At 51.3% G+C, this 1,508-nt stretch carries 2 protein-coding genes; both read right to left on the reverse strand.

Translation table 11 applies throughout. From position 1 onward, the window contains the following. Nucleotides 1-643: 643 nt before the first annotated feature. Nucleotides 644-1,063: a hypothetical protein gene (locus tag IE099_RS20550; protein ID WP_189574714.1), complete on the reverse strand. Its 420-nt coding sequence runs from the start codon at nucleotides 1,061-1,063 to the stop codon at nucleotides 644-646. A 262-nt stretch (nucleotides 1,064-1,325) separates the two neighbouring features. Beyond that, nucleotides 1,326-1,508: hypothetical protein (locus IE099_RS20925; protein ID WP_229809628.1), on the reverse strand; the 183-nt coding region annotated here is incomplete at its 5' end.

The raw sequence follows: 1,508 nt of genomic DNA on the forward strand, positions 1-1,508 counted from the left end.
ATCGACTACACCTCGCACTAATTCGGTCACGACTATCGCAACGATAACGCCAGCAACTGAGAGGAGCGTTGCGGTTTTCCACATAGAATATTTTTTTGCAGAACGTTGAAGCACACCCAATCCGACCGACTCAGCGCACTCTCATTAGTTCTATCACGCTCCCTCCTCCAGTCAATCCTCAGACTCGCAAGCGCGGTCGGATTTGTGGTGCTGCGGTATGTTATCCAGGACGGTCCGAAGTCAGAAGGGCAAGAGCAAGGAAACCTCGAACTCGGTGACGTCAAGCCGCGTCAATGCTCCGCATCACCCTTCGCGTAGAGCCTTCGTCACCTCGAACTCGCCAAACTTCTCCACAGCCAACCACAGAATCCATCAACTGTGAACTCGCCTGCCGCGCACTGCCAACCACCGAACCGAGACGCCGAACTCGCCTACCGCGCAAAACCTCGTTACTGAGCATCCGTCACCGCGAACTCGCCATTCAAAACAATGCAAATTCCGCAATGCTTACATTGGATAACGTTTGGGCACACCCAATCCGACCGACTCAGCGCGCTTTCAATACTTCTATCACGCTCCCTCCTCCAGTCAATCCTCCGACTCACCAGCGCGGTCGGATTTGTGGTGCTGCTGCTTGTTCGCTTTATCGTTTCATTCCAATCAACGTGAGGAGAATATTCCAGATGGCAAAACAGGGTGCTCCCGCTTCACAGGCCAAGATCGACACTCTCCCTTCTGTTCTTTCCACTTCCAACCCGCTAAGGCTCTTCTTGTCCGTTGGGGAAGACATCATTGGATGTGGTCGAATGGCCCTAATCCTATCTATTTCGAAGCTGTCCGGTAAGGCATTATGCCCTATGAAGACTTCATCGACACCGATCACGGTGAAATTTTCAGCGTCTAACGCCGAATAAATAACAGGATTAGAAAATGACTTTGGAACTGCGTTCGCTATCTTTTCCGGTGCCTTTCGCCAGTAATTGGAACATGGATAGGGAAAATTGTGCTTTCCTGCACGCCACTCGATCCGATTTCGAATAAATTCTGGATCGTGTCCTTTCATTTTTTAGCGAACGTTCAAGCACACCCAATCCGACCGACTCAGCGCGCTTTCGATAGTTCTACCACGCTCCCTCCTCCCGTCAACCTCCGACTCGACAGCGCGGTCGGATTTGTGGTGCTGCGCATTGTTCGCTGTCAAAGTATAGCAATATCCGATTTCTTCGAAGACCGCCGAATCTTCTACGACGGGAAGGCCTCGTTCGAGCCCCGTCAATAAAATCTCCCCTACCGCCTGAAGCGCAGAAGCTTGTCACCGGACAACGTCAAAACCTCGTGAAGACAACAAAAACCTGCACGCCTTCCCTCACCTGCCAGGCCAATCTCACCACATCGTTGACATCGAAACCAACGTCGATCCAATCAAACCATCTGGAACAAATCCGAGGAGCCAACTTGGAGTTCACCTCGATAAATCCAACGTTCCACTGTCTCGTCAAAGCTGAAAA

The organism is Roseibacillus persicicus, assembly GCF_014651675.1.
GTDB lineage: Bacteria > Verrucomicrobiota > Verrucomicrobiia > Verrucomicrobiales > Akkermansiaceae > Roseibacillus > Roseibacillus persicicus.

Excerpts from the sequence above, each read along its gene's own strand:
- IE099_RS20550 (WP_189574714.1), bottom strand. The coding sequence starts at position 1,063 with ATGAAAGGACACGATCCAGAATTTATTCGAAATCGGATCGAGTGGCGT.